Below are 6,109 nucleotides of genomic sequence, written 5' to 3'. Positions count from 1 at the left end.
AATCGCGGTCGGACAGCCCGTGATTCAAAATGCTTTCGGAGACGTTCTGTCGGGGTCAATTTCTGATTGGCTAGACAAGAGTCTATGAGGAAAGAATCCACTCGCCTTTAGGCAGTGGAGTGTCAAAAAACCCATAGTTTTTGCCTCAATTGGCTTGGGATACTTTGCACTAATGTCTCAGGTGTCGGTGTTTTTTCTCTTCAAAGTCCCCCTGGCAGCTTTGCCTTTGCAAGTTGCAGCTTTAGGATACGTCGGGTGGTACTGGCATCGGCGATCGCGCCGCCAGTACCAAGAAGTGGCGATTTCCTCGCAAACAGGTGATCAACAATCATCGCCCACCCAACAGATTAACGCCAAGCATCCCAATCTCAATTGAAAATCCATCGCATTTTCCCGATTCCCTGATCTTGACCAGAGGAAAAAAGGGTTAACTGATCAAGATTGCCCTCAACCCCATTGCCAGATGCCAATTGTGTTATCACTCCCCCCACTCACCAACAGGACATGATCGGCACCGTTGCCGTAACGTTCTTGACTAAACGCTAAGGATACAACGGCCGCCGAATGACCCCGTAGGGTGCTAACTTCTTGACCCGTGGAGAGATTCCAGAGTTTAATCGTGCTGTCCCAACTGCCACTAGCCAAGATTTTCCCATTGGGACTCAAGGCAATGTCATCTACAGACCCTTGATGACCGGAGAAGGTGGCGATTAAACTCCCGGTATCCACCCGCCACAGTTTAATCGTTTTGTCTTCACTGGCACTCATGACAGTTTGTCCATCGGGAGTAAAACACAAGGCGTTCACGGTGCCTAAATGACCGTTAAACGTTCTCAGACTCTGCCCGGTACTCAGTTGCCAGAGTTTAATGGTTTTATCATCACTCCCACTCGCGAGAAGTTGACCGTTGGGACTGATGGCGAGGGATTTCACCCCGGTAAACCAAGGAGAATGGCCCCTTAAAGTTTGTACAACTGTCCCAGACCGCAATTGCCAGACTTTAATGGTTTTGTCGTCACTGCCACTGATTAGCAGTTGCCCGTCTGGACTAAACACAAGGGACTTAATCGCTCCAGAATGTCCGGTGAGGGGCTGGAATTTGTTTCCGGTGGTCAGTTGCCAGAGTTGAATTACTTTGTCGTCGCTCCCACTAGCTAAGATTTGCCCGTCGGGGCTAATGGCTAAGGATTTGACGCGGGATAACCAGCTAGAGTCTGGATTGCCCAAGGTGCGCACTTCTTGACCGGTGCCGAGTTGCCAGATTTTAATCGTGCTGTCGTCGCTGCCACTGGCGAAGGTCTTGCCGTGGGGATTAATGGCGATCGCATTCACCCCTCCTTTATGGCCGCTCAGATGGTGCAAACACCGCCAATTCTGGGCGGGGACGGTTTCGGGAACACCCCCACTCACCGAGACAGTTTTCAGGACTGGGGTGGGCGCTTCCACCGGGGCAATGGTGGGAGTTGTCACCCCACGCACCGGAGTGATTTCTTCCCGTTTTTCCGCAATGGGTTGTTCTGTGGCGCGGATTAGAGTTTTTAGCTGTTCCACTTCCCCCCGCAGAGCTTGAATCTGGCTAGCTAAGGTGTCTAATTGTGCTAAAGACGCTTCTAGTTCTGGGGGAACCTCTGGGGAGGGATGACCTTGGGGTAAGGATGCAATCATCTGTTCTACATCCTCATGGGTTTGGCGGCGATAGTCTTCGAGTTGTTGTTGCAGTTGTTCGAGCATCTCGCCCTGTTCTGGGGTAGCAGAGGAGTCCAAACGATTAAAACGGTCTTCGAGAGTCGTTAGAGCGGCTTGGAGTTGGGCGTTGATGAAGCCTTCCCACTGACCACTCCCTTGATGCTCCAAAGCGGTAAGACGCTCTTGTAGGGTTTGGAGGGTGTTTTGCACTTGGGCGGCATCTTGGGGGCTGCCTGAGCCTTCTAGAGCCGTGAGACGGTCTTGTAGAGTGGTGATGGTCCTTTGGAGTTGTGCGATCGCCTCCCCCGCACCTTGTAGCTGTTCCACCCATTGGGGCGTACCTTCCGAGGAAACCTGTTCTAAACGTCGTAAATGATCCTTAATCCGTTCCAAATACTGATCAATATGGGAGAGGGAAACCTCCGTCATTTGTTGTTGATTTTCCTTTAACTCCCGTAACTGTTGTTGAGAACGAGTGTGAATTTCTTCCGTTTGGCTCTTAATCTGCTCCAACTGTTGTTTAAGCGGATTAATCGTCTTGTGGACTTGGGCTAAAGCCTCCTTAAACTCCTCCTGTTGTTCTCCCACCTGTTGTTGTAGAGCTTGGGCGAGATCCTCCAACTCCGTCACTTGAGATTCTAAAGGATTCACCAACTGGTTAATATGATTTAACCCAGTGAACTGTTGCTGTTGTCGTAGACGATTAATCCGATGGCGGTTGTCCATATTCAACCCCAACGTAATAATCATCGGGAACACGGCAAAGGCGACTTGTTGGGTAACATAAGCCACACAAGCCCCCACAATTGAACCAGTGAGGGAAATCCATTCCAGGGTTTCTAGCCAGTAGCGTCGGGACATGGCAGGTGATTAAACAAAAAGAGTAAGGTTGTGCTTATTATCAGGGGAAGGGGACGATTTCGCCAAGCCATTGGGGTTTAACTGGATGAATCAGAAGGGGTAAACTGTTCCCAAAGAGGACTGAGTTCCATTTGATCCTGTTCCATTTCTCCCCCTTCCTTTTGTTCTACGGCGCGAATCGGTTCAATCAGCCAATAAGTCATCATTTCTCCTTTGCCCTTGACATCTAAAATGCCCCGACTTTGTAAGAGAAACTCGTCCTTGAGTAACTCATAGGTGAAGGCCGTAACTTGAATCGCCCCCGGTAGACCTTGGGACTCCATGCGCGAGGCCACATTGACCGTATCCCCCCATAGATCATAGGAGAACTTGCGAATACCGATCACCCCCGCCACCACCGACCCCGAATGAATCCCGATGCGTAGACTCAAAGATTCCCCCGTCCGTTGATTATACTCTGCAATACTCGCCTGCATATCTAACGCCATCCGTGCGATCGCCCTCGCATGATCCGGATTCGGTTTCGGCAGTCCTCCCACCACCATATAAGCATCCCCAATGGTCTTAATTTTCTCCAGACCATGCTTTTCACTCAACTGGTCAAACGCCGAAAAAATCCGATTCAAGCGCTCCACCAACTCTTTCGGGGTCACTTGTTCTGAGAGACGAGTAAAAGACACCAAATCCGCAAACAACACCGTCACCTGATCATAATGCTCCGCAATAATCCCCTCGCCAATTTTCAACCGACGTGCGATCGCCTGGGGCAACGTATTCAACAACAACCGTTCCGACTTCGCCTGTTCAATCTCCAACTCCTTCAAACTCTGGCGCACCGATAACTCCGCCGCCTCCAACTGGCGCACCTTCTCCTGTAAACCCGCATATAACTCCCTTAACTCCTCCGTCATCCGGTTAAACGACCGCGCCAAAACCCCCACCTCATCCTCCGTCATCACCGGAGCCAATTGGCTAAAATCCCCCTCCGCCACCTGAATCGCCGCCTCCTTAATCGCCAAAATTGGCCGCGTAATTTTCTGAGCCAACCAATACACCCCCCCCGTCAACAAACCCATCGACACCAAACCCAACGCCACAATACCCCAAGCCAAATTTCTCGCCGGAGTAAACGCCTCCACCTGGTCAATTTCCACCAACAGCGCCAGATTCAAATCCTCCAGCCACATATAGTAACCAATCACCGGAATCCCCCGATAATCCAGATATAACCCCCCACCCAACTGCTGTTCAATCCCTCGATTAATCCCCTGAGAATGAATTCCCCGAGGAAAATCATCCATCCCAAAGCGATTCCCCGAAACAAACGAATTGTACTGATCCACCAAATAAGTCTTACCACTTTGTCCCAACCCCACCCGCTCCGACACAATGCGATCCATCTGCTGTAAATCCAGATGCACCGCCAACACCCCCAAAATCTCCTGATTCCCCTGCCTCAAAGGCGTAGCAATCGTAATTGTTGGTCGTCCCGTCACCGGAGAAGGATACACATCCTGCACATAAGCACCCTTCAACCCCTCAATAAAATAAGTATCCTTGACCCGATATTGTCCCTCGTGGAGCGTCTGGGTAGAAACCATCACCTTTCCCCCCGTGCGGCTCAAAATAAACACCTCCGCCAACTCCGGCCGACTCGCCACCGCCGACCTTAACGCCCGTTGTGTCACCCGATAAGCCTCTTGAAACTCCCCTGAATCCTCCGGTTGCGTTAATAACCCCTCTAGAGACTCCCGAATTTCCGGCAACTGGGCAATGGAAAACGTCGCCTCCCGTTGATTCCCGAGCCACAAAGCCAACGCATCCGCCTTGAGAAACGCCGTCACCCGCAAACGGTCAAACACCAAGCGCGTAATCACCACCCGCGCCCCCCAAAACGTCAACGCCCCAATCACTGTCACCGTTGGCAGTGACAGCAACAGAAAATAGGCAACCAGTCGAGTCCGCAGGCTTTTTGACCAAAATTTCATTGCCCAATGCCTAAATGGGGTCAGACCAAAAAAGAGGTAGAAATGATTGTCCCATAACAATCCTTCTCCCCCTTATACTAAGCCATGACCCCACCAGCCGAATGATTCCCTGAAGGTTTCCCACCATTCACTAAACGTTAGCACCGCATTTTATCTTTAATGTGAGCGAAAGACTCCCGGTGGAAAGAAGAATCCCCCTAAGAATTGCGGAACGCAATTAACGGCGGGAGTGTCAAGGCAGATGTCCATTGACCTCCTCACCGGACTAAAGCCACGGTGATTCCCAAACCTCACGATATGATCAGACAAAATCTACGGTTCCACCCAGCGACCATCGGCTTTAATTAAATTAATCAACTCCGCCACCCCCTGATCTTCCGGCACCCGCTTAATTTCCTCCCGGCCTCGATAGAGGGAAATATAACCCGGTTGTTTACCTACATAGCCATAGTCTGCGTCGGCCATTTCTCCCGGCCCGTTGACAATACAACCCATCACCGCAATATCTAACCCAGTGAGATGTTTCGTTGCCTCACGCACCTTATGGAGAACCTCCTCCAAATTAAACAGCGTTCGGCCACAGGAGGGACAGGCCACATATTCCACCATGGTTTTCCGCAGTCCCAAGGCCTGCAAAATGCTATAACACACCGGAATTTCCTTCTCCGGAGCCTCGGTTAAGGAAACCCGAATCGTGTCCCCAATGCCTTCCGCTAATAGAGTCCCAATCCCCGCCGTAGACTTAATTCTCCCATATTCCCCGTCTCCGGCTTCAGTTACCCCTAAGTGCAGAGGATAGTCCATCCCCAACTCATCCATCCGCTTCACCATTAAACGGTAGGCCGCCAACATCACAGGCACCCGGGATGCTTTCAGAGAAATCACCAAATTTCTAAAGTCCAAGGACTCGCAAATGCGCAGAAACTCTAAGGCCGACTCCACCATCCCCTCGGGAGTGTCACCGTAGGTAAATAACATCCGTTCCGCCAGAGAGCCATGATTGACCCCAATCCGCATGGCTTTCCCCTGTTCCCGCAGAGAAATCACCAAGGGTTCCAAGGTTTCCCGGATTTTTTCGCCAATTTCTTGGAATTCGCCGTCCGTGTATTCCGTGCGATTGGCTTTGGGTTTTTCAAATACATATAAACCGGGGTTAATCCGCACTTTATCCACGTGCTTGGCCACTTCTAGGGCTATTTTCATCCCGTTGTGGTGAACATCGGCCACTAAAGGCACCGGGCGATAGGTACGCGCTAGTTGGGTTTTAATTTCGGCTAAGGCTTTAGCGTGAGCCATACTGGGGACGGTGACGCGGACAATTTCGCAGCCGATTTCATGGAGGCGACGAATCCCCGCGACGGACCCAGTAATATCTAAGGTATCTTCATTAATCATGGACTGCACGACCACGGGATAACCGCCCCCGATGGTAATGTTGCCCACGGGAACAGGACGGGTTTTCCGACGGTGGATGACGGTATCCACAGGAGCCGCCGGGGTAGAAGGTTGAGGGCTTTCTAAAGTTTGCATAAAAAATTAGCGTAGTTCTAAGTCGCTCTCTATTCTCTCACAGG

4 protein-coding genes are annotated in these 6,109 nt (G+C 51.1%); 1 reads left to right on the top strand and 3 read right to left on the bottom strand.

The annotated features are described in order from the left end of the window. Positions 1 to 172: 172 nt before the first annotated feature. On the top strand, positions 173 to 376 hold the full coding sequence (locus K4A83_RS13275) for a hypothetical protein (protein WP_265265068.1): 204 nt from the start codon (positions 173 to 175) through the stop codon (positions 374 to 376). 71 nt (positions 377 to 447) lie between these two features. Here K4A83_RS13275 and K4A83_RS13270 read toward each other — a convergent pair whose 3' ends face one another. The 3 genes from K4A83_RS13270 to ispG all read right to left on the bottom strand — a co-directional run bounded on the left by K4A83_RS13270 (position 448) and on the right by ispG (position 6,065). Further along, the gene (locus K4A83_RS13270; RefSeq protein ID WP_265265067.1) at positions 448 to 2,547 is read right to left on the bottom strand and encodes a WD40 domain-containing protein; all 2,100 of its coding nucleotides are present in this window, start codon (positions 2,545 to 2,547) and stop codon (positions 448 to 450) included. A 77-nt stretch (positions 2,548 to 2,624) separates the two neighbouring features. Next, positions 2,625 to 4,535, bottom strand: a complete 1,911-nt coding sequence (locus tag K4A83_RS13265; RefSeq protein WP_265265066.1) for an adenylate/guanylate cyclase domain-containing protein — start codon at positions 4,533 to 4,535, stop codon at positions 2,625 to 2,627. 312 nt (positions 4,536 to 4,847) lie between these two features. Further along, on the bottom strand, positions 4,848 to 6,065 hold the full coding sequence (gene ispG / locus K4A83_RS13260; RefSeq protein ID WP_265265065.1) for a (E)-4-hydroxy-3-methylbut-2-enyl-diphosphate synthase: 1,218 nt from the start codon (positions 6,063 to 6,065) through the stop codon (positions 4,848 to 4,850). Between the last annotated feature and the right edge of the window lie 44 nt (positions 6,066 to 6,109).

Source organism: Spirulina subsalsa FACHB-351 (assembly GCF_026130165.1).
Lineage (GTDB): Bacteria > Cyanobacteriota > Cyanobacteriia > Cyanobacteriales > Spirulinaceae > Spirulina_A > Spirulina_A subsalsa_A.
Note: the sequence above shows the minus strand (reverse complement) of the source record. Positions and strands in the feature narration are given on the sequence as shown.